The following is a 22,130-nucleotide window of genomic DNA, read 5'->3' as shown; positions in this document are numbered from 1 at the left end:
TTTTCTCTGCTGACCCGGCGGCGCGTGTGCCGTTGTTCCGTGTCAGTGGAGGCGCATTATAGGGAGTTATTCTGAAGTGACAAGCACAAAATACAAAAAACTTTTCGTTCGCTCACTTTTCAAACTCCACGCTTAAATACGCCGCGATTCGGGTGATAAATGCGCGATTTCCCGGGCAAAACTGCTCACCTGCGTCCAGTCGGTATAAACCACTTCTTTACGCGTATCGGTTTCACCGCCGGTCATTTTCATAATCAGCCGAATCATAAAGCGGTCATACCAGCGATAGCGGGGATAACGCAGCGCCCCTGCAAAGACGGCACACAGGTCTGGCTGCCACGGCGAATTCAGCAAAAACTTACGCGTGTAGCTGTTGGTCTGCGGTGTACGCTTTTCAGGTTTGCGGGCCACCAGATTGACCGAGTAGAACGCCCCGGGCAGCTTATTGAGCGCTGCCGTATGCTTTTTCACAAAGCGATCCAGCGCAGGATGGAAATGCCCGTAACGGATAGACGCCCCAATCACCACGCGGTCGTAATCCTGCCAGGCGATTTGCTCCGTACGGTTCAGGTTCACCACATCAGAGTAAATGCCCAGCTCTTGTAGTTCAGAAGCCAGATAAGAGGCAATCTCACGCGTTTGCCCGTCTCGCGTAGAGAATAGAATAAGTGTTTTCACCGACGACTCCTTACTCGCGCCAGAATGTTGGGGTGAACAGCACCAGCAGCGTAAAGACCTCAAGACGCCCAAACAGCATATTGGCGATTAGGATCCATTTCGCGACCGGGTTCATACTGGCAAAGTTATCCGCCACGACCCCCAGGCCAGGCCCGAGGTTATTAAGTGTTGCCACAACGGACGCAAAGGCAGAGAAATCATCCACCCCCGTCGCGATGATTGCCAGCATACTGACGATAAAGACCAGGGCATACGCCGAGAAGAATCCCCACACCGCTTCGAGAATACGTTCCGGCAGGGCACGGTTGCCCAGCTTGATGCTATAGACTGCATTCGGGTGAACCAGGCGTTTTAATTCACGGTTCCCCTGCTTGAAGAGCAGCAGAATACGAATCACCTTCAGGCCACCGCCCGTCGACCCTGCGCAACCACCAATAAATGCCGAGCACAGCAGCAGCACAGGCAGGAACAGCGGCCAGCGCGCAATGCTGTCCGTGGTAAAACCTGCGGTTGTCGCCATCGACACCACCTGGAAAAATGCCTGGTTTAGCGTGGTCAACGCCGAGTTATAGACATCGTGGAACCAAAGCACCAGCGTACAGATGACCACCAGCGTGAGCTGGACGCCAATAAACATACGGAACTCCGGGTCGCGCCAGTACACCTTCAGGCTACGTCCGCTGAGTAATGAGAAGTGTAGACCGTAGTTACAGCCGGAGATCAGCAGGAAAATAGCAATAATGGTGTTGATCGTTGGACTGTCAAAGTAGCCCACACTGGCATCGTGGGTAGAGAACCCGCCGATGGCGATTGTCGCGAAGCTGTGCCCGATGGCATCGAACGCGGGCATACCGGCAAACCACAGCGCCAGCGCACAGGCAACGGTCAGTAAAACATAAATCAGCCACAGGGTCTTCGCCGTCTCGGCAATACGCGGGCGCATCTTGTTATCTTTCAGTGGCCCCGGCATTTCTGCCCTGTACAACTGCATGCCCCCGACGCCCAGGATAGGAAGGATGGCCACCGCCAGAACAATGATCCCCATACCACCGAACCATTGCAGCATCTGGCGATAAAAGAGAATGGCGTGGGGTAATGAATCCAGCCCAACCAGCGTAGTCGCGCCGGTAGTCGTTAAGCCGGAGAAGGATTCAAAAAAGGCATCCGTGATGCTCAGATTGGGCTGTTCAGAGAAGATAAAGGGCAGCGAACCGACGCTTCCCAGCACCGTCCAGAACAGCACCACAATCAGAAACCCTTCACGTGATTTCAGCTCACCTTTCTGACGACGGTTTGGCCACCACAGCAGCGAGCCAATCGCCAGCGCAACAAAGAAGGTCTGGGTAAATGCCCGCCCCGCGCCGTCCCGGTAGATAAGCGCCACCAGTCCTGGGAGAATCATTGTCCCGGAAAAAAGTATGACCAGCAGTCCAACGATTCGGGTTATGGCACGAAAATGCATCTCTGCCGCTTCCTTTGGTATTCAAAAAGTGAGGTGGGGATTATTCTTCAATCGGCAGCAATTGCAACGAACCGCGACTAAAATCCGCCAGTTTTGCCGAAAAAGCAGCCTGTTCAGCCTGAGGAAGCGCCACGCGCAATTGCACCATTGCCTGGTAATCACTTTGTGCAATCACACCGTTAAACTGTTTAAGCAGCGCTTCGACACCCGATAGCTGGGCGTAGTCGCACAACAAAGTATATTCGGTGAGTGGCGTTTTGCGGGTGGTGACCAACATATTAAGCGCCTGCTGTACGCCCCCGCCATACGCTTTCACCAGCCCACCGGTACCTAATAAAATGCCGCCATAGTAGCGAACAACCACGGCGGTGATTTCACCCACGCCACTGCCCATGAGCTGGGAAAGCATAGGTTTACCGGCAGTACCCGCCGGTTCACCGTCATCAGAAAAACCCAGCTGCTGCGAATTGTCTGGCGGCCCGGCGACCCACGCCACGCAGTGGTGACGGGCGTCGGGATGCGCAGCGCGGACAGACTCAACAAACGCCTTTGCCGCCTCTACGCCATCGGTGTGTGCCAGCAGCGTAATAAAGCGGCTTTTCTTGATTTCTTCAACAAAGGTGACCGGCTCAGCCGGTATCAGCCAGCTTTCCATCAGGCCAGCTTCAGGTCTCGCGTCATATTTTCGATACCGTTCTCATGAATCACGACGTTATCTTCGATACGAATACCGCCAAACGGCTTCAGCGCGTCAATTTTTTCCCAGTTGAAGTGCTTGCTGAACTGACCTTCGCGCCATGGCGCTAACAGCGATTCGATAAAGTAGATACCCGGCTCGATGGTCAGCACCATGCGCGGCTCAAGGATACGCGTGCAGCGCAGGTAAGGATATTTAGACGGCGCGGCGAGGTGCGTGCCGGTATCATCCTGCATAAAGCCCGCAACATCATGAACCTGCAGACCCAGCGGGTGGCCGATACCGTGCGGCATAAAGGGTCCGGTCAGATCGTTTTCGACCATCGCCTCTTCGCTCATGTCTTTCACGATCTGGTGTTTACGCAGCAGTTTAGCGATGCGCTGATGGAACTGGATATGGTAATCCACATAGCTGGTTCCGGCTTTCATGGTGCTGATAAGCGCCAGTTGCTCATCGTTGACGTCTTTAATCAGATGCGCAAAATCGGTATCCGCATTGGCCGCCCAGGTACGGGTCAGGTCAGCCGCGTAGCCGTTGTACTCTGCGCCTGCGTCCAGCAGGAAGCTGCGCATCTCAGACGGCACATGGTGATCCAGTTTGGTGTAATGCAGAACAGAGGCATGCTCATTCAGAGCGACAATGTTGCTGTACGGCACATCGGTGTCACGGTGACCGGTCGCGGTGAGGTACGCCTGATTGATATCGAACTCGCTCATACCGGACTGGAAGGCTTCATGCGCTGCACGGTGACCATTCACCGCCGTTTTTTGCGCTTCACGCATGCAGTAAAGTTCGTAGTCGGTTTTATACGCGCGGTAATAGTGCAGGAAATCCAGCACTCCTTTCGGGTTGAGTTTGTCCGCCGGGATATCCAGACCCAGCGCACGCTCCGGGACCGGGCCAATGTAGGCAATATTGCCACGCGCGGCAGGCAACTGGCTGCCAATACCGTCGGCTTTTGGTAAAGCCATGACGTCCACTTCTTCTGTCCAGAAGCTGGTCGGCAGCGGCTCAACGTTGTGCCAGTAATCCACAGGCAGATAGAACCACAGTTTCGGCTTGTTCACGCCATCCACCAGCAACCAGCAATTTGGCACCTGTGTTACCGGCACCCAGGCTTTAAACTGCGGGTTAACCTTAAACGGATACGCATGGTCATCCAGGAAGGTATTCATCAGCTCGCCGGAGTGGATTAACAGCGCATCCAGCTTAAAGCGGGCAAGTACATCACGGGTACGTTCCTGTAGGGTAACGATATGATTTTTATAAAGCGAAGCCAGTGAGTCCATCATTCTTCCTTTCGTTTTTTTGACCTCAAGTCCTCGCATCTTAGCACACCTGTCTCCGGCTGCGTGATTTCCACCGACCGTGATCAATGCAGCAATTTCTTAATGAGTAATTTGCATTTTATTAACACAAATCCCACACTCCGACTCATCTGGTATGACCAGATCCACTTGCTGGATTCAGGAGACTGACATGCTCTACAAAGGCGACACCCTGTACCTCAACTGGCTGGAAGATGGCATTGCCGAACTGGTGTTCGATGCCCCCGGCTCAGTCAACAAGCTCGATACCGCGACGGTGGCCAGTCTTGGCCAGGCGCTGGATGTACTTGAAAAGCAAACTGATTTAAAGGGGCTGCTGCTGCGCTCGAACAAAGCGGCCTTTATTGTTGGTGCCGATATCACCGAATTTCTTTCACTGTTCCTGGTGCCTGAAGAACAGCTGAGCCAGTGGCTGCACTTTGCCAACAGCGTCTTTAATCGTCTGGAAGATCTGCCTGTCCCGACCCTTTCCGCCGTTAACGGCTACGCGCTGGGCGGCGGCTGTGAATGCGTGCTGGCCACCGACTACCGCCTCGCCACGCCGGATCTGCGCATCGGCCTGCCGGAAACCAAACTGGGCATTATGCCGGGCTTTGGCGGCTCCGTACGTATGCCGCGCATGCTGGGTGCCGACAGCGCGCTGGAAATTATTGCCGCAGGTAAAGATGTTGGCGCAGAGCAGGCGCAAAAAATCGGCCTGGTTGATGGCGTCGTGAAGCCAGAAAAACTGATTGAAGGCTCCCTCGCCATTCTGCGTCAGGCCATTAACGGCGATCTCGACTGGAAGGCCAAACGCCAGCCGAAACTGGAGCCGTTAAAGCTCAGCAAGATTGAAGCAGCCATGAGTTTCACCATCGCCAAGGGGATGGTGATGCAGACGGCGGGTAAACACTACCCGGCGCCGATCACGGCGGTGAAAACCATCGAAGCCGCAGCCCGCTTTGGCCGTGACGAAGCCCTGAAACTCGAAAACCAGAGCTTTGTCCCGCTGGCACATACCAATGAAGCCCGCGCGCTGGTGGGTATCTTCCTCAACGATCAGTTCGTGAAAGGTAAAGCAAAACAGCTGACGAAAAACGTTGAGACGCCAAAACATGCGGCGGTACTTGGCGCTGGCATTATGGGCGGCGGCATCGCTTACCAGTCCGCCTGGAAGGGCGTGCCGGTGGTGATGAAAGACATCAGCGAGAAATCCCTGACGCTGGGGATGACCGAAGCGGCCAAGCTGCTCAATAAACAGCTGGAACGCGGCAAAATTGACGGTCTGAAACTCTCAGGCGTGATCTCTACTATCCAGCCCGTACTGGAATACACCGGTTTTGACCGCGTCGATGTGGTGGTTGAGGCCGTGGTAGAGAACCCGAAAGTGAAGAAAGCGGTGCTGGCCGAAACGGAAGAGAAAGTGCGTCCGGAGACCGTACTGGCCTCTAACACCTCGACGATTCCGATTAGCGAGCTGGCAAGCGTCCTGAAGCGCCCGGAAAACTTCTGCGGAATGCATTTCTTCAACCCGGTGCATCGCATGCCACTGGTCGAAGTGATCCGCGGCGAAAAAACCTCTGACGACACCATCGCAAAAGTGGTGGCGTGGGCCAGTAAGATGGGCAAAACCCCGATTGTGGTCAACGACTGCCCGGGCTTCTTCGTCAACCGCGTACTGTTCCCTTACTTCGCTGGTTTCAGCCAGCTGCTGCGCGACGGCGCGGACTTCCGCAAAGTCGACAAAGTGATGGAAAAACAGTTCGGCTGGCCGATGGGGCCGGCGTATCTGCTGGATGTGGTTGGCATTGATACCGCGCATCACGCGCAAGCGGTTATGGCGGCGGGCTTCCCACAGCGCATGCAGAAAGATTATCGCGATGCGATTGACGCCCTGTTTGACGCCAACCGCTTTGGTCAGAAAAACGGTCTGGGCTTCTGGCGCTATAAAGAAGACAGCAAAGGCAAACCGAAGAAAGAAGAAGATCCGGCGGTGGATAGCCTGCTGGCCGGGGTTAGCCAGCCAAAACGTGACTTCACGGACGATGAAATCATCGCCCGGATGATGATTCCGATGATCAACGAAGTGGTGCGTTGCCTGGAAGAAGGCATTATCGCCAGTCCGGCAGAAGCCGATATGGCGCTGGTCTATGGCCTGGGCTTCCCTCCGTTCCACGGTGGCGCGTTCCGCTGGCTGGATACGCTCGGCAGCGCCCGCTATCTCGATATGGTGCAGCAGTATCAGCACCTCGGCCCGCTGTATGACGTGCCGGAAGGGCTGCGTAATAAAGCGCGCCATAACGAATCCTATTACCCAGCAGTTGAGCCAGCCCGTCCGGTTGGCGAGCTGAAAACGGCTTAAGGAGTCACAATGGAAAAGGTTGTCATTGTTGATGCGATTCGCACCCCGATGGGCCGTTCAAAAGGCGGCGCATTCCGTAACGTGCGTGCAGAGGATCTCTCAGCGCACCTGATGCGTAGCCTGCTGGCGCGTAATCCGGCGCTGGACCCGGCTGCGCTCGACGATATCTACTGGGGCTGTGTGCAACAGACGCTTGAGCAGGGCTTCAACATCGCCCGCAATGCTTCGCTGCTGGCGGAGATCCCACATTCGGTGCCGGCAGTTACCGTCAACCGTCTGTGCGGCTCCTCAATGCAGGCACTGCATGATGCGGCGCGTATGATCATGACCGGTGACGCGCAGGCCTGCCTGGTCGGCGGCGTGGAGCACATGGGCCATGTGCCAATGAGCCACGGGGTCGATTTCCACCCGGGCATGAGCCGTAACGTGGCGAAAGCCGCAGGAATGATGGGCCTGACCGCTGAAATGCTGTCCCGCCTGCACGGAATTAGCCGTGAAATGCAGGATACCTTCGCCGCGCGTTCTCATGCTCGTGCATGGGCCGCCACGCAATCCGGCGCGTTTAAGAATGAGATCATCCCGACCGGCGGCCATGATGCTGATGGCGTTCTGAAGCAGTTCAGCTACGACGAAGTGATCCGCCCGGAAACCACCGTTGAAGCGCTATCCACCCTGCGCCCGGCGTTTGACCCGGTCACCGGTACGGTCACGGCAGGTACCTCGTCGGCGCTGTCTGACGGAGCGGCCGCGATGCTGGTAATGAGCGAAAGCCGCGCCCGCGAGCTGGGGTTAACGCCTCGCGCCCGGGTGCGCTCAATGGCGGTGGTAGGCTGCGATCCTTCTATCATGGGTTACGGCCCGGTTCCGGCCTCGAAGCTGGCGCTGAAGAAAGCGGGATTGACCACCAGTGATATCGACGTGTTCGAGATGAACGAAGCCTTCGCCGCGCAGATCCTGCCGTGCATTAAAGATCTGGGGCTGATGGAGCAGATCGACGAGAAAATTAACCTCAACGGCGGCGCGATCGCCCTCGGTCACCCGCTGGGCTGCTCCGGGGCGCGTATCAGCACAACGCTGATTAACCTGATGGAACGCAAAGACGCGCAGTTTGGTCTGGCAACGATGTGTATTGGGTTGGGTCAGGGTATCGCAACGGTGTTTGAGAGAGTGTAAGGCTATAACGTAGGCCCGATAAGCATCGCGCCATCGGGCTTTTGCCGGGAGGCGCTGCGCTTTCCCGGCCTACGAGAGGTACCTCGCCGCAAGTAACACCATTTGCGAAGAGAGACAGTTTAGTTGCCGTTCTTCCCGCCTGTCAGGGGCGGGTTTTTTATTTAGATAAACGCAAAAGCATCGCCAAACAGACGATCTTCACGCGCATCACGTTCGTTACAGAACAGGTCACGGGCAATTTTCGCCATCTCAAAGCGGCCAGCGATATAGATATCGTGCCCTGCCAGCGTGCCATGATCCTGCAGTACCGCCGTTAGCACTGTGCCGCTACGCCCACGCCAGCCCTCTTCCGGCTGCTCAACCACCGGTTCAACACGCAGGTTGGGATGGTTAACGCTCAGCGCTTCAAGCTCAGAGAGATCGTAGAGATGTTTCTCTTCGCGGCCACCCCAGTAGATAGTGATATCACGGTTCGGGTTACGCGCCAGGGCCGTCAACAGAATAGAGCGCACGTAGGAGAAGCCTGTACCACCTGCAATCAGGATCAGCGGACGGTCTTCATCGTCACGCAGCCATGCATCACCGTGTGGAATATCCACCACGATCTCGCGCTCTTTAAGAATGCGGTCCATGACGGCCATTGCATACAGGTTAAGCTCTGACGCACCAATATGAAGCTCAATAAATTCCTGCTCCGCTGGCGTTGAGGCCATAGAGAAAGGACGCTTATCACGTTCATCCATCACGACCATCAGGTACTGACCAGCACGGAAAGAGAATGCCGCTTCAGGCACTAAACGGACGCGATATACGGTGTCGGTGATAGCATCTACCGAGGTCACTTTACAGCTTAAGGTTGTCATTCGCTCTCTCTGTCGGGAAGTCTATAGGGCTTAACGGTCAGCCTGCGGTTTACCGTTATTCATTATGGCCAGTTCGTCCCAGATCGCGTCAATTCGCGCGGTCACAGCAGGATCTTTCTTGATCGGGCGACCCCATTCACGGTCGGTTTCGCCAGGCCATTTATTTGTGGCATCCAGTCCCATTTTTGAGCCAAGACCGGAGACCGGCGAGGCAAAATCCAGATAATCTATCGGCGTGTTTTCCACTAACACCGTATCGCGCGCCGGATCCATTCGCGTGGTAATGGCCCAGATAACATCATTCCAGTCGCGGGCGTTAACGTCATCATCGCAGACAATCACAAATTTGGTATACATAAACTGGCGCAGGAAAGACCATACGCCCATCATCACGCGTTTAGCGTGACCAGGATACTGCTTCTTCATTGTGACCACCGCCAGGCGATACGAGCATCCTTCCGGCGGCAGATAGAAATCAACAATTTCCGGGAACTGCTTTTGCAGGATCGGCACAAACACCTCATTCAGCGCCACGCCCAGTACTGCAGGTTCATCCGGTGGACGTCCGGTATAGGTGGAGTGATAAATCGCATCTTCACGCTGGGTAATGTGCGTGACGGTAAACACCGGGAAGTTATCCACTTCGTTATAATAGCCCGTGTGGTCGCCGTACGGACCTTCGGGTGCCAGCTCGCCCTGTTCAATGTAACCTTCCAGGACAATCTCTGCACTCGCGGGCACTTCGAGGTCGTTAGAGATACACTTCACGACTTCCGTTTTGGTGCCACGCAGCAGTCCTGCAAAGGCATATTCAGAGAGTGTATCCGGCACTGGCGTTACCGCGCCCAGAATGGTGGCGGGGTCGGCCCCTAACGCAACAGAGACCGGAAAACGCTCGCCCGGGTGTGCAGCGCACCACTCCTGGAAATCCAGCGCGCCGCCGCGATGCGACAGCCAGCGCATGATGAGCTTATTCTTGCCAATCAGCTGCTGGCGGTAAATACCCAGATTTTGACGCTCTTTATGCGGCCCGCGTGTGACGGTGAGCCCCCACGTAATGAGTGGCGCGGCATCTTCAGGCCAGCACTGCATGATCGGGATTTTGGTCAGATCTACCGCATCCCCTTCCAGCACTTTCTGCTGGCACGGCGCACCGCGCAGACGTTTGGTTGGCATGTTCAATACCTGCTTAAACTGCGGCAGCTTGTCGAACAGATCGCGGAAGCCTTTCGGTGGCTCCGGCTCTTTCAGAAACGCCAGCAGTTTACCCACTTCACGTAACGCCGTGACGTCCTCCTGGCCCATGCCCAACGCCACACGGCGAGGGGTTCCAAACAGGTTGCACAGCACCGGCATTGAATAACCCTTCGGGTTTTCAAACAGAAGTGCCGGGCCACCGGCACGCAGGGTGCGGTCAGCAATTTCTGTCATTTCCAGATAAGGATCGACAGGAAGCGTAATGCGTTTGAGTTCGCCCTGCTTTTCCAGCAGCGTCAGGAAGTCGCGGAGATCGTGGTATTTCATGCAGTTAATCATGGCCTCTCTGTAAGCGCTTCATTATACGGCGTAAGCCTGCGTGATGCTGTAATTTTGTTAAATTAGCGTGAACTTCTGCATCCTGTTCCCTTTTCGGCCATTATAATCAACTTAGCGATCCCGCCAGGGTTTTGATATGCTTGCGCCCGAAACTAAGGGAAAGAGTGATTATGCAGGCCTGGTATTTACTGTATTGCAAACGCGGGCAACTTCAGCGCGCGCAGGAACATTTAGAACGTCAGTCTGTAAATTGCCTGACACCCGTGATCACGCTTGAAAAAATGCAGCGCGGGAAGCGCACAACCGTCAGTGAGCCGCTATTTCCGAACTATTTGTTCGTGGAATTCGACCCGGAAGTGATCCACACCACCACCATCAGCGCCACGCGCGGCGTCAGCCATTTTGTTCGTTTTGGTGCGCACCCGGCAACGGTGCCGTCGACGGTGATCCATCAGCTTTCGGTTTATCAACAACCTGAAGATATTACCGACCCGGAAACCCCGTACGCGGGAGACAGTGTCGTCATCACCGAAGGTGCCTTCGAAGGCCTGCAGGCGATTTTCGCCGAGCCGGACGGTGAAGCACGCTCCATGTTATTGCTCAATCTGCTTAATAAGCAGGTGCTACAGAGCGTGAAAAACACCGACTTCCGCAAAGTTTAAAAATCAATGCCAAACAGGCGACGCACGTTGTCATCCGTCTGCGCAGATAACCCGTGCGGATCCTCTCCGCGCCACTGCGCCACGCTCGTAACAATATGCCCCAGCCATGCCGGTTCGTTACGTCGCGATGCCGGTTTTGGTTTGATATCACGCGGCAATAAATAAGGCGCATCGGTTTCGAAGAGCAACCGGTCGGCCGGGATCACCGGCAACAGTTCGCGAAGCTCCAGCCCGCGGCGCTCATCGCACACCCAGCCGGTAATCCCCAAATAAAGCCCACGATCCAGACAGTCCAGCGCCTCCTGACGTGAACCGGTAAAACAGTGCAGCACCGCGCCTGGCAGTTTATCCAGCCAGGGATCCAGCAGCGCGAGGAAGCGCTCATGCGCGTCGCGACAGTGCATAAACACCGGCATTTCAAGCTCGGCCGCCAGGGCAAGTTGCGCCGTAAACGCTTTTTCCTGCTCGGCAGGGGTGGAAAAATTACGGTTGAAATCGAGCCCACATTCCCCGATAGCCACCACTTCGGCAGTTTTCGCCAGCCTGTGAATGATTTCAGCGCTCTCCGACGTCCACTGGCTGCTGTCATGAGGATGCACGCCCGCCGTAGACCAGCAGCGATCGTAGCGTTGGGCCAGCTGTTGCGCCTGCTCGCTTTCATGCAGGTTGGTGCCTGTCAGCAGCAGCCCTTTTACGCCGGCGGCAAACGCGCGCGCCACGACGTCGTCGCGATCTTTCGCAAACTGTGAACTGGTCAGGTTAAGTCCAATATCAAACATGCAATTCCCCATATGACAACCGCCCTGACGGGCGGCTGGTTTTACTCTTCAGTGCTCTTTTCAGAGACGTCGTCTTCGTCCTCTGACCGACGCCCTTTCCCCACATAGAAACGTGAGAAGAAGACGCCTACCTCAAACAGACAGTACATCGGTATGGCCAGCAGCGTTTGCGAGAAGACATCGGGCGGCGTCAGCAGCATGCCGACCACAAATGCGCCGACCAGAATATACGGACGCTTTTTACGCAGGTCTTCTGGTGTGGTTACACCCACCCAGCAAAGCAGCACAATCGCAACCGGCACTTCGAACGCCACGCCGAATGCCATAAACAGCGCCATCACAAAGCTGAGGTAGCTGGCAATATCGGTCGACACCTGTACCCCTTCCGGCGCGGTATGCGTCAGGAAGCCAAAGGCCAGCGGGAAGACAACAAAATAGGCAAACGCCATGCCGATATAGAACAGCAGCGAGCTGGAGACCAGCAGCGGGATCACCAGTTTGCGTTCATGCTTATACAGAGCGGGCGCCACAAACGCCCAGATCTGATACAGCAGGATGGGTGCAGAAGCGATCAACGATACCCAGAACGTGAGCTTAATGGGCGTAAAGAACGGCGAAGCAACGTCCGTCGCGATCATCGTTGCGCCCAGCGGCATCTGCTTTATCAGCGGCGCGGAGACAACCTGGTAGATGTCATTGGCGAAATAAACCAGGCATAAGAAAATAACGAAAACCGCAATAATGCAGTTTAACAGGCGCTTACGCAGCTCAATGAGGTGCGTAATGAGCGGTTGAGTATCATCTACTGCCATGTTTACGCTTTATCACTCGACGAGGGGGATGATTCGGTAACAGGCGCGGCGGGCTTTGCTTCAGCCGCGTTGACCACAGGGTCTTCCGGCTGCGCCTGTTTTTTCAGTTCAGGTTCCTGCGGCGTATGTTCAGGCGCGGTGGCCTGATGCTCCGCGCTGGCAGGCGTTACGCCCTCGCGCTGCGCTTCACTGTTCTTCACCACCGGGTTATGGATGGTGTTCGCTTCATCGCTCGCTTTTTCAGGATCGTTAACGCTGTAGGAGCGCTTCATGGATTCTGCCGCTTCGCGCAGTTCATCCATGGAGGCTTTCAGTTCCGGCGTCAGGTTATCCATGCTCGCCTTCTCAACCTTTTTCAGGCTTTCCTGAAACTCTTGCAGCTTAAGTTCCTGCGCCAGCTCGTTCTGTACGGTGGATGCCAGCGAACGAAGCGCACGCACCCACCCCACAACCGTTTTGACTGCAACGGGTAAACGCTGTGGCCCCAGCACGATGAGGCCAATCACAAAGACCAGCAGCAGCTCACTAAAACCAATGTCGAACACGACTTACACCTGCTCTTTATCGTGGCGTTTAGCGTCTTCCTTTTTGGCATCTTCTTGCTTGTCGGAGATGGATTTAGCAGTAAAGTCAGCGTCCTGGCTGGTTTTATCCTGCTTGCTCTCATCATCGCTCATTGCTTTCTTGAAGCCTTTGATAGACGCGCCCAGATCGGAACCGATAGAACCGAGCTTTTTGGTGCCAAACAGCAGCACGACGATGACGGCAATAATGACTAATTGCCAGATACTGATACCACCCATACATATTCCTCAGAGATAGATGATTAATTAGTCAGACCGCATTATACGTATGCGACCTGGTGATAGCGATGCCTGTTCAGCGCGTCTTTCTCCAGCCAACGAACCAGACCACTATTCCGGCAGCCATTAGCCAGGCGGGCATCATCTGCCAGTCCGGACGGTTGATTAACAACAACGTACCACTGAGCAGCAGGGTTGCGCCAATGCCAAACAGATAGCGAGACTGGCCCTGGCGTACGCGGTTCGACTGAAGCTCGTGGGCGATTTTATCCATGCTGAGCTGAAGGTTCTTGCTCTGACGCAAACTGTCATACACCAGTTCAGGAAGTTCCGGCATTTTTTCAACCCAGAACGGGGCTTTCTCTTTGAAAGCTCGTACCAGAGCCGGAATGCCAACCTGATCCTTAATCCAGGATTCCAGGAACGGTTTCGCGGTCTTCCACAAGTCTAACTGAGGATAGAGCTGTCGACCTACACCTTCAACGTAAAGTAATGTTTTCTGAAGTAAAACAAGCTGTGGCTGCACTTCCATATTGAAGCGGCGAGCGGTGTTAAACAGATTCAGCAACACGTGACCGAACGAGATTTCTGCCAGCGGTTTTTCAAAAATCGGTTCACAGACGGTACGGATGGCAAACTCAAACTCTTCGACATTGGTGTCCGGCGGAACCCAACCTGAGTCAACGTGCAGTTCAGCCACTTTACGGTAGTCACGATTAAAGAAGGCGATAAAATTCTCCGCCAGATAACGCTTATCTTCTTTATTGAGCGAGCCGACAATACCGCAATCAATGCCGATATATTGCGGGTCGTCCGGATGCTCATAGCTCACAAAGATATTGCCCGGATGCATGTCTGCGTGGAAAAAGCTGTCGCGGAAGACCTGAGTAAAGAAGACCTGTACGCCACGTTCAGCCAGCAGCTTCATGTTCGTTCCCTGTTTCTCCAGGGCCACGACATCCGAGACGGGAATACCGTAAATACGTTCCATGACCATCATGTTCTGGCTGCAGTAGTCAGAATAGACTTCAGGAACATACAGCATCGGGCTGTTTTCAAAATTGCGCCGCAACTGAATGGCGTTTGCCGATTCGCGCAGCAGGTTTAGTTCATCGATCAGCGTTTTTTCATATTCCCGTACCACTTCCAGCGGGCGCAGGCGCCGTCCGTCAGGGAGCAGACGCGGAACCCAGCGCGCCAGACGATAGATAAGCTTCATGTCCGCTTTGATGATCGGCAGAATATCCGGGCGGATAACTTTGATAACGACTTCTTTGCCATTCTCTTTCAGACGCGCGGTATGCACCTGGGCAATGGAGGCAGAAGCCAGCGGCTGAATGTCGAAATCGTCGAACCAGGTCTCAACAGGAATATTGCCCATCGCCTCTTCGATCTGTTTTTTCGCGCGCACGCCGTCAAACGGGGCCACGCGATCCTGCAGCAGTGCCAGCTGATCGGCAATCTGGGGAGGGAAAAGATCGCGACGGGTAGAGAGCATTTGGCCGAACTTAATCCATACCGGGCCCAGCTCCTGTAGCGCCAGACGCAGGCGTTCACCCAGCGGCTGTCCTTTGTGGCGATTAGGCATCCAGAACAACATCCGCCGCCAGATACGAAGCGGCAGCGTGATACGCATTTTGGGGATAAGCTCGTCGAGCCCGTAACTCAAAAAGGTGTGGACGATAAAATAGAGGCGCCGAATTTCACCAGGCGTCATTTGCCCTCCAGTTTTTCCAGCCGTTTGGTTAACGCATCAACCGCACGTTCAACAGCCGCAGTCTCTTCCGCGAACCAGGCTACTTCCAGCGGTCCGGGGGCCATACGCCACTCTTCGGTCAGCACCTCTGCCGCATAGCGCTGCTGACGTTGCAGGCTTTTACGCAGGAAGGCGGTACCACCATGCAGGGCTTTGCCGATCCCTTCCGCTGCAATGTCGCCAATAAATGGGGCAAGCAGTTCCGCCGGGTCAAACTCGGCCAGATCGCTGAGCGCAACGAAATTTTGTACGACCTGAATGTCGCCTTCCACTTCCAGCTCACCGCTGCGGATCAGCGCCGTCAGTTGCTGGCGGTCACGCAGTTTTGGCAGCACGCTCATGCGCGTGATGACAGAGCAGTCGGCGTCTCCTTCCCACTCCCCCAGAACATCAAGCTGGCGTTCGCTGAAGACCAGCACAAGCGGCGTCGAGAACTCTTTTAAAACGATCCGCAATACCTTTCCGTTAAGTCGCTGCCGCGCGGCTTTTAGCGCTGGCGCACGATAGAGAAAGGCATTCAGTACATTCTCGATGCCTGCGGTGACTAAGGGTTTAAAGGGCACAGGACACCTCCACTCAAAACTTATAACCGCGATGCAGTGCGACGACACCCGCCGTCATGTTGAAATACTCAACGTTTTCAAACGCCGCATCCTGCATCATGGCCTTCAGGGTGTCCTGATCCGGGTGCATGCGAATGGATTCCGCCAGATAGCGGTAGCTTTCTGCGTCGTTTGCCACCAGTTCGCCAATACGCGGCAGAACATGGAATGAATAGGCGTCGTAGGCTTTGCTCAGTGGCTCGATAATCGGTTTGGAGAACTCAAGCACCAGCAGACGTCCGCCCGGCTTCAGCACGCGATACATTGAGCGCAGCGCTTTTTCTTTATCGGTGACGTTACGCAGGCCAAAAGAGATAGTGATGCAGTCAAAGGTGTTATCCGGGAACGGCAGCGCCTCGGCGTTTGCCTGCACATATTCCACATTCCCCACCACGCCGATGTTACGCAGCTTCTCACGCCCCATTTTCAGCATGGAGTCGTTAATATCAGCCAGAACAACACGCCCGGTTTCACCCACCAGACGGGAGAATTTCGCGGTCAAATCGCCCGTGCCGCCGGCAAGGTCCAGTACCGTTTGTCCACGACGCACACCGCTACAGTCGATGGTGAAGCGCTTCCACAAGCGATGAATGCCGAATGACATCAAGTCATTCATCACATCGTACTTCGCCGCCACGGAATGAAATACGTGGGCCACCATGTCAGCTTTCTGCGCTTTGGCGACAGTCTGAAAGCCAAAGTGCGTTGTGTCTTGTGAATCGTCAACCATCTCAGAGCCTGCTTATCAGTAAAATGTTCGTGAAGTGTAACAGATTGGGCGCGTTTGCCCTACGTTTCAACCACCACGTAAGAAACGCGCCAGATGCGGGTCTGGCGATAACTCTGCCGCTAACTCGTTGTCTTCACTGTCTCTCTTTTGTCCATCAGCGCCTTCGCGCAGGCGAAACTCTTCGTCCTGTGCCGTGGCTTGCTCAACCAGTTCCGGATTAATCTCGCGTTTAACCTCCACTCCCAGGCCGCGGAAGGCTTCAGCTTGCGCCAGCAGATTACCCCGCCCGGAGGCGAGTTTTTTCATCGCCTGGCGGTAGTTATCCTGCGCGCGGTCCAGGCTTTGCCCGACCGAGGACATATCATCCACAAAGAGGCGCATTTTGTCGTACAGCTTGCTGGCGCGATCGGCAATCTGCTGCGCGTTGCGGCTCTGATGTTCATAGCGCCACAGGTTGGCAATGGTGCGTAACGCCACCAGCAGCGTGGTGGGGCTGACCAGCATAATGTTGTTTTTCAGCGCTTCAGTTATCAGTTCCGGCTGTCTGTCGAGTGCCAGCAGAAACGCAGGCTCTACCGGGATAAACATCAGAACATAGTCAAGCGAGCGCAAACCCGGCAACTGCTGATAGTCTTTTCTGCCCAGCAGACGAATATGGTTCCGCACGGAGGCAATGTGCTCCTGCAACGCCGATTCGCGGGTGTAGTCATCCTCCGCGTTGAAGTAACGCTCATAGGCCACCAGCGTCATTTTGGCATCAATCACCACATCTTTACCCTGCGGAAGACGCACGATGACATCTGGCTGCATTCGCGAGCGGGCATCGTTTTCTATGCTGACCTGGGTTTCGTATTCATACCCTTCGCGCAGTCCAGAGGCTTCCAGCACCCGCGTGAGGACGACTTCACCCCAGTTACCCTGCGTTTTGTTATCCCCTTTCAGGGCGCGGGTCAGGTTGACCGCTTCCTGCGCCATTTGTGCATTCAACTGCTGCAGATTACGAATTTCGTGTGCCAGGGTGTGCCGCTCGCGGGCCTCCTGACCAAAGCTGTCCTGCACCTGACGACGGAAACCGTCCAGTTGCTCACGCAGAGGCGTCAGAAGACTGTTCAGACTCTGGCGGTTTTGTTCGTCAACGCGGCGGTTGCTGTGCTCAAAAATGCGGTTCGCGAGATTCTCAAACTGTTCGCTGAGGCGCTGCTCGCTGTTCATCATCTGGCGGATTTTGTCTTCCGCATGCAGTTGAGTGGATTCCAGGCGGGTCGTGACTTCACGGAGATCGGCTTCCATTGAGGTGTTGATATCACGCAGATTGCGCAGTTCGTTGTTGAGTAACTCGCACTCGTCTCGCCAGTGTTCACTCAGCGCAAGTTGCTGTTTTGTGGCGCTTAACTCGGCGACTATCTCTTCACGCTCTGCCAGCTGATCGGCCTTTTGCTGTGCGTGCTGATAGCTGGAAATCAGCCAGCCTATCGCCACGCCCGCGAGCGCAATCACCGCGTAAATCAGAATTGAGAGATCCACAATGCCCCCTGCATCAACGTATTACCGCACAAAATAAGATTGTGCTGTATAAACGTCCAGTTTGAAAGGGTTTTCCTGCGAGGCGCTACGCAAAAAATAAAGGCCGAACGTGTCGGCCTTTGATGTCAGAAGAGAGGATTAGATCAGACGACGGGCCGCTTCAACCACGATTTTTACCGCATGACTTTCGGTTTGTTTCATGGTTTCGGCGTTCGGGATTTCCTGCTGGGTACGATTGACGATAACTCCCGCCACCATACCGGCACGCAGACCCTGGCTTGCGCACATGGTCAGCAGCGTTGCAGATTCCATTTCATAGTTCATCACGCCCATAGACTGCCACTCTTCCATAGAGCCTTTAAAACGGCTCACCACACGGCCAGAGAAGGTGTCGTAACGCTCCTGACCCGGGTAGAAGGTGTCCGACGAGGCGGTTACGCCCACGTGCGTGGTTGCGCCAACGGATTTCGCTGCTTCAACCAGCGCCGTCGTACATTCAAAATCGGCAACCGCCGGGAATTCCATTGGTGCAAAGTGCAGACTCGCCCCATCCAGACGCACGGAGGCGGTAGTCACCAATACATCACCCACGTTGATATGCGGCTGGATCGCACCAGTCGTCCCGATACGCAGGAACGTCCGGATGCCCAGCTGCGCCAGTTCTTCAACGGCAATGGAGGTAGATGGGCCACCGATACCGGTAGAGCACACAATCACGGCCTTACCATCCAGCTCTGCACGCCAGGTGGTGAATTCACGATGGGCTGCCAGCTTAACCGGCTTATCCATCAGCGCGGCGATCTTTTCCACACGCTCAGGATCGCCCGGGACGATAGCGAGCGTAGCCCCTTGTAAATCGTTTTTGGTGAGGCCGAGATGAAAAACATCAGACTTAGACATAGGTGACTCCTCTGTGGGTCGGTTAGTCAGAAGAAGTAAAACGGTACTTTACAGAAGCGATACGCATAATTTCGTGACACATCTCACCATGAATGAAAATGATTGCAGTAGATTTCCATAAAAGAGTGATTTGCATCACATTAACAAGTTATATCGTGGTGCGCTGCACAAAAGATAGACCGTTTAAGGCACTGTGGGTTGTTAACCTGGTGTCTATATTTACCTTTGCGCTAACTCATTGGTACGGAGAATGCCATGACTGAAAAAACCGGTTTTGCACCTGCTGCGGCTCCGCATGCCTCAACCATCGTCTCAACGCCTGAAGACGCCATTACGGCGGGAGAGACCTCCATTCCCTCGCAGGGGGAAAATATGCCTGCTTACCACGCACGACCAGCATCGGCAGACGGTCCGCTGCCAATCGTGATTGTGGTTCAGGAAATTTTCGGCGTTCACGAACATATTCGCGACCTCTGCCGCCGACTGGCGCTGGAAGGTTACCTGGCCGTTGCGCCAGAGCTCTATTTCCGTCAGGGCGATCCGAACGACTACAGCGATATCCCAACGCTTTTGAGCAACCTTGTCAGTAAAGTGCCGGATGCACAGGTGCTGGCCGATCTGGATCATGTTGCCAACTGGGCGGCGCGTAACGGCGGTGATGCGCATCGACTGATGATAACGGGGTTCTGCTGGGGCGGACGCATTAGCTGGCTGTATGCCGCGCACAATCCGCAGCTGAAAGCTGCTGTGGCCTGGTACGGTAAACTGGTGGGCGAAAAAACGTTGAACTCGCCAAAACATCCGGTTGATATCGCCACAGACTTAAACGCCCCGGTGCTGGGACTTTACGGTGGTCAGGACACGGGTATTCCGCTCGACACGGTAGAGACCATGCGCCATGCGCTACGCGCGGCGAATGCGAAGGCCGACATTGTCGTGTACCCGGATGCCGGACACGCGTTTAATGCCGATTATCGCCCGAGCTATCACGCGGAATCAGCCAAAGATGGCTGGCAGCGGATGCTGGCGTGGTTTAGCCAGTACGGCGGCAAGAAAGCGTAAACATAAAAGCCCGGTGGCGGCGATGCCTTACCGGGCTACATAATGGGATCGACTCTGTCTTAACCCTGACGCAAATTCTGCGCCGCTTTCACCATATTCGCCAGCGCCGCGCGGGTTTCCGGCCAACCGCGGGTTTTCAGACCGCAGTCCGGGTTCACCCACAGGCGCTCTGCCGGAATGCGCTGGGCGGCTTTCTTCAGCAGGGCTTCGATCCACTCCACGCTCGGCACGTTCGGGGAGTGAATGTCATATACGCCCGGCCCGATTTCGTTCGGGTAATCGAACTCTTCGAATGACTCCAGCAGTTCCATATCTGAACGCGAGGTCTCGATGGTGATCACGTCGGCATCCAGTGCGGCAATGGAATCCATGATGTCGTTAAATTCGCAGTAACACATGTGGGTGTGGATCTGGGTGTCGTCCTTCGCCACTGCGGCATTGATGCGGAACGCTTCCACACCCCACTGCAGGTAGGCGTCCCAGTCGCTGCGACGCAGCGGTAATCCCTCGCGCAGGGCCGGTTCGTCAATCTGGATGATGCCAATGCCCGCCGCTTCCAGATCCGCCACTTCATCGCGCAGCGCCAGCGCAATTTGCCTGGCGATGGTTTCACGGGTCACGTCCTCACGCGGGAAGGACCAGCAAAGAATGGTCACCGGACCGGTCAACATGCCTTTTACCGGCTTGTCGGTCAGGGACTGGGCATATTTAGCCCATTCGACGGTGATCGGGTGCGGACGGCTGACATCACCGATCACCACCGGTGGTTTTACACAGCGGGAACCATAGCTCTGTACCCAGCCGTTTTGGGTAAAGACGAAACCGTCCAGATGTTCACCGAAGTACTCCACCATGTCGTTACGCTCTGCCTCACCGTGAACCAGCACGTCCAGGCCTAAGCGCTCCTGCTCCACAATCGCCTGTTTGATATGTTCCGCGATGCCGGTGCGGTAGTTGGCCGCATCAAGGTTGCCCTTTTTGAAGTCCAGGCGCAGGCCGCGGATCTCGGTAGTTTGCGGGAAGGAACCGATGGTGGTGGTTGGCCACGCAGGCAAGTTGAAACGGGCGCGCTGGGCTTCTGCACGCACTTCATACGGGCTTTGACGCTGGCTGTCCTGCGCGGTGATAGCCGCCAGACGTTTTTCCACCGCCGGGTTGTGAACGCGAGACGAATGACGACGGGCCTGAATCGGAGCGCTCCATTCGGTAATCGCCGCCGTGTCGCCGCTGTTCAGGGCGTCACGCAGCAGAGCCAGCTCTTCACATTTCTGCAAGGCAAAGGCAAACCAGCTTTTCACTTCCGCATCCAGGCGGGTTTCAACGCTGAGATCGATAGGGCTGTGCAGCAGTGAACACGAAGAGGCCACCCATAGCTCACGTTTGCCGACGATGTCCTTAATCTGAGCATATTTTTCTGTCAGATCGGCGCGCCAGACGTTACGACCGTTCACCAGCCCGGCAGAGAGCAGCCACTCCGCTGGCAGGCGCTTGTGCAGTTCTGCAACATCATCTTTTCCATGCACCAGGTCAACGTGCAGGCCCTGCACTGGCAATTTGGTGATGGTGCCGAGGTTCGGTGTCACACCTTCAAAGTAGGTGGTAAGCAGCAGCTTTACCTGCCCGGTCAGTGCATCGTAAGCCGGTTTGAAGGCATCGAGCCACGCTTGCGGCAGTTCGAGCACCAGCGCCGGTTCGTCGATTTGCACCCACTGAATACCGCGTTTGCCCAGCTCAATCAGCACCTGTTTGTAGACCGGCAGGATATCCTTCAGCAGGCTCAGACGATCGAACGGCTCGCCTTTGACTTTCCCTAACCACAGGTAGGTCACTGGCCCCAGCAGCACCGGTTTCACCTGGTGCCCCAGTGCCAGCGCTTCGTCCGCTTCATCCAGCAACTGGGTCCAGGTCAGTTTGAACTGCTGACCTTTAACAAACTCCGGCACCATATAGTGATAGTTGGTGTTAAACCACTTGGTCATTTCCGCCGCTGCCGCTGGCTCACCGGTTGGCGCACGGCCACGGCCGATGCGGAACAGCGTGTCGATATCTACCGATCCATCGTTGTTCTGATGACGAGCCGGGACATTGCCAAGCAGCAGGCTGGTCGTCAGAACATGGTCGTACCAGGCGAAATCGCCCACCGGCAGCAGGTCTACGCCCGCCTGTTTTTGCTGCTCCCAGTGGCGGGCACGCAGTTCGCGGCCCACTGCCAGCAGCTCTTCACGCGTGGTGTTTCCTGCCCAGTAGCTTTCTTGTGCTTTTTTTAGCTCGCGACGAAGGCCAACGCGAGGGAAACCGAGAGTGTGATTGCGGATTGTCATGTCATGCCCCTTGTGAAATTCGTTATTTAGACGTCCAGATGTTTACACATCTATAATTGGCAGGTACTGTATATTCCTCAAGCGCAAAATGTTCATGGCGA

At 55.3% G+C, this 22,130-nt stretch carries 20 protein-coding genes; 4 read left to right on the top strand and 16 right to left on the bottom strand.

Annotation, left to right across the window (positions count from 1 at the left end):
* Positions 1-132 precede the first annotated feature (132 nt).
* The 4 genes from hemG to pepQ are packed head-to-tail and all read right to left on the bottom strand — an operon-like array spanning position 133 to position 4,126.
* Positions 133-678 carry a menaquinone-dependent protoporphyrinogen IX dehydrogenase gene (gene hemG / locus AK59_RS0114905; RefSeq protein ID WP_013099226.1) on the bottom strand — a complete coding sequence of 182 codons (546 nt, stop codon included), beginning with the start codon at positions 676-678 and terminating at the stop codon, positions 133-135.
* A 10-nt stretch (positions 679-688) separates the two neighbouring features.
* Positions 689-2,140, bottom strand: a complete 1,452-nt coding sequence (gene trkH, locus AK59_RS0114900) for a Trk system potassium transporter TrkH (RefSeq protein WP_013099227.1) — start codon at positions 2,138-2,140, stop codon at positions 689-691.
* Between the two features lie 40 nt (positions 2,141-2,180).
* Positions 2,181-2,795 carry an IMPACT family protein gene (locus AK59_RS0114895; RefSeq protein ID WP_029883136.1) on the bottom strand — a complete coding sequence of 205 codons (615 nt, stop codon included), beginning with the start codon at positions 2,793-2,795 and terminating at the stop codon, positions 2,181-2,183.
* Positions 2,795-4,126 carry a Xaa-Pro dipeptidase gene (pepQ, locus tag AK59_RS0114890; RefSeq protein ID WP_013099229.1) on the bottom strand — a complete coding sequence of 444 codons (1,332 nt, stop codon included), beginning with the start codon at positions 4,124-4,126 and terminating at the stop codon, positions 2,795-2,797. The genes AK59_RS0114895 and pepQ overlap by 1 nt, the downstream gene beginning before the upstream one ends.
* 190 nt (positions 4,127-4,316) lie before the next feature.
* On the opposite strand from pepQ, the gene fadB reads away from it, so the two are divergent.
* Entirely contained in the window at positions 4,317-6,506 is a 2,190-nt protein-coding gene (fadB, locus tag AK59_RS0114885) for a fatty acid oxidation complex subunit alpha FadB (protein ID WP_013099230.1), read from the top strand.
* A gap of 9 nt (positions 6,507-6,515) precedes the next feature.
* A complete protein-coding gene (fadA, locus tag AK59_RS0114880; protein ID WP_020688730.1) occupies positions 6,516-7,679 on the top strand; it encodes an acetyl-CoA C-acyltransferase FadA in 1,164 nt (387 codons plus the stop codon).
* Positions 7,680-7,840: 161 nt separating this feature from the next.
* Here fadA and fre read toward each other — a convergent pair whose 3' ends face one another.
* Together fre and ubiD are read right to left on the bottom strand one after the other, a co-directional pair.
* Positions 7,841-8,542: an NAD(P)H-flavin reductase gene (gene fre, locus AK59_RS0114875; RefSeq protein WP_013099232.1), complete on the bottom strand. Its 702-nt coding sequence runs from the start codon at positions 8,540-8,542 to the stop codon at positions 7,841-7,843.
* A gap of 30 nt (positions 8,543-8,572) precedes the next feature.
* The gene (gene ubiD / locus AK59_RS0114870; protein ID WP_161496900.1) at positions 8,573-10,075 is read right to left on the bottom strand and encodes a 4-hydroxy-3-polyprenylbenzoate decarboxylase; all 1,503 of its coding nucleotides are present in this window, start codon (positions 10,073-10,075) and stop codon (positions 8,573-8,575) included.
* Positions 10,076-10,248: 173 nt separating this feature from the next.
* Here ubiD and rfaH point away from each other — a divergent pair, with 173 nt between their 5' ends.
* On the top strand, positions 10,249-10,740 hold the full coding sequence (gene rfaH, locus AK59_RS0114865) for a transcription/translation regulatory transformer protein RfaH (RefSeq protein WP_013099234.1): 492 nt from the start codon (positions 10,249-10,251) through the stop codon (positions 10,738-10,740).
* Here the strand turns inward: rfaH and tatD are convergent.
* The 9 genes from tatD to udp all read right to left on the bottom strand — a co-directional run bounded on the left by tatD (position 10,737) and on the right by udp (position 18,646).
* Entirely contained in the window at positions 10,737-11,519 is a 783-nt protein-coding gene (gene tatD / locus AK59_RS0114860; RefSeq protein ID WP_029883135.1) for a 3'-5' ssDNA/RNA exonuclease TatD, read from the bottom strand. The two genes, rfaH and tatD, sit on opposite strands and share 4 nt — an antisense overlap.
* 41 nt (positions 11,520-11,560) lie before the next feature.
* On the bottom strand, positions 11,561-12,331 hold the full coding sequence (gene tatC / locus AK59_RS0114855; protein WP_013099236.1) for a Sec-independent protein translocase subunit TatC: 771 nt from the start codon (positions 12,329-12,331) through the stop codon (positions 11,561-11,563).
* Positions 12,332-12,333: 2 nt separating this feature from the next.
* Entirely contained in the window at positions 12,334-12,876 is a 543-nt protein-coding gene (gene tatB / locus AK59_RS0114850; RefSeq protein ID WP_023621768.1) for a Sec-independent protein translocase protein TatB, read from the bottom strand.
* Positions 12,877-12,879: 3 nt separating this feature from the next.
* Positions 12,880-13,134: a Sec-independent protein translocase subunit TatA gene (gene tatA, locus AK59_RS0114845; RefSeq protein WP_013099238.1), complete on the bottom strand. Its 255-nt coding sequence runs from the start codon at positions 13,132-13,134 to the stop codon at positions 12,880-12,882.
* A gap of 76 nt (positions 13,135-13,210) precedes the next feature.
* The gene (ubiB, locus tag AK59_RS0114840; protein WP_020688734.1) at positions 13,211-14,851 is read right to left on the bottom strand and encodes a ubiquinone biosynthesis regulatory protein kinase UbiB; all 1,641 of its coding nucleotides are present in this window, start codon (positions 14,849-14,851) and stop codon (positions 13,211-13,213) included.
* Positions 14,848-15,453 (bottom strand): ubiquinone biosynthesis protein UbiJ, encoded by a 606-nt coding sequence (ubiJ, locus tag AK59_RS0114835; RefSeq protein WP_029883134.1) that lies wholly within the window; start codon positions 15,451-15,453, stop codon positions 14,848-14,850. The genes ubiB and ubiJ overlap by 4 nt, the downstream gene beginning before the upstream one ends.
* A 13-nt stretch (positions 15,454-15,466) precedes the next feature.
* Positions 15,467-16,222 carry a bifunctional demethylmenaquinone methyltransferase/2-methoxy-6-polyprenyl-1,4-benzoquinol methylase UbiE gene (gene ubiE / locus AK59_RS0114830; RefSeq protein ID WP_013099241.1) on the bottom strand — a complete coding sequence of 252 codons (756 nt, stop codon included), beginning with the start codon at positions 16,220-16,222 and terminating at the stop codon, positions 15,467-15,469.
* A gap of 66 nt (positions 16,223-16,288) precedes the next feature.
* The gene (gene rmuC, locus AK59_RS0114825) at positions 16,289-17,746 is read right to left on the bottom strand and encodes a DNA recombination protein RmuC (protein WP_029883133.1); all 1,458 of its coding nucleotides are present in this window, start codon (positions 17,744-17,746) and stop codon (positions 16,289-16,291) included.
* Positions 17,747-17,884: 138 nt separating this feature from the next.
* The gene (gene udp / locus AK59_RS0114820; protein ID WP_003860792.1) at positions 17,885-18,646 is read right to left on the bottom strand and encodes a uridine phosphorylase; all 762 of its coding nucleotides are present in this window, start codon (positions 18,644-18,646) and stop codon (positions 17,885-17,887) included.
* 255 nt (positions 18,647-18,901) lie between these two features.
* Between udp and AK59_RS0114815 the strand changes: the two genes are divergently transcribed.
* Positions 18,902-19,708: a dienelactone hydrolase family protein gene (locus tag AK59_RS0114815; RefSeq protein WP_013099243.1), complete on the top strand. Its 807-nt coding sequence runs from the start codon at positions 18,902-18,904 to the stop codon at positions 19,706-19,708.
* A gap of 59 nt (positions 19,709-19,767) precedes the next feature.
* Here the strand turns inward: AK59_RS0114815 and metE are convergent, their stop codons facing one another.
* Entirely contained in the window at positions 19,768-22,029 is a 2,262-nt protein-coding gene (gene metE, locus AK59_RS0114810; protein ID WP_029883132.1) for a 5-methyltetrahydropteroyltriglutamate--homocysteine S-methyltransferase, read from the bottom strand.
* Positions 22,030-22,130 lie beyond the last annotated feature (101 nt).

Origin of the sequence: Enterobacter sp. T1-1, assembly GCF_000710795.1 — a bacterium.
GTDB lineage: Bacteria > Pseudomonadota > Gammaproteobacteria > Enterobacterales > Enterobacteriaceae > Enterobacter > Enterobacter cloacae.
This window is presented reverse-complemented; position numbering and strand designations above follow the sequence as displayed.